The sequence below is a fragment of the Aminobacter sp. P4_D5 genome (assembly GCF_056401815.1).
Map to the genome: position 1 here is coordinate 1 of NZ_JBFUIP010001111.1, position 579 is coordinate 579.

The 579-nt window shown below is 67.2% G+C and carries 1 protein-coding gene; it reads left to right on the top strand.

Going from position 1 to position 579, the window contains the following annotated elements:
* Positions 1-568: GTP 3',8-cyclase MoaA (locus AC1DWF_RS36960; protein WP_476843393.1), on the top strand; the 568-nt coding region annotated here is incomplete at its 5' end.
* Positions 569-579 lie beyond the last annotated feature (11 nt).

Consider the following 579-nt stretch of genomic DNA (forward strand, 5'->3'; position numbering starts at 1 on the left):
GTCAGGCATCTTCGCCGCCAAGGCCGCCGGCCTGCACGTCAAGATCAACGCCGTCGCGCTGCGCGGCGTGAACGAGGACGAGTTCGACCGCATGCTCGGCTGGTGCGGCGAGCACGGCTTCGACCTCTGCCTCATCGAGACCATGCCCCTCGGCGAAACCGGTGAGGACCGCACGGAACAATTCCTGCCGCTGAGCGTTGTCCGCGCGAAGCTGAAGCAGCGCTGGACGCTGAACTCGACCGACTACGTCACCGGCGGCCCCGCCCGCTACTACGACGTGGCGGAAACGGGCACGCGCCTCGGCTTCATCACGCCGATGACCCATAATTTCTGCGAGAGCTGCAACCGCGTGCGGATCACCTGCACCGGCAAGCTCTACATGTGCCTCGGCCAGGACGACGACGCCGACCTCCGCGCCCCGCTGCGCGACGAGGAGTTCGGCGACGAAGGTCTGAAGACCGCCATCCTCGAGGCCATCACGCGCAAGCCGAAGGGCCACGACTTCATCATCGACCGCCGCCACAAGACGCCCGCGGTCGCCCGTCACATGAGCGTGACGGGGGGCTGATGCTGCAGGAC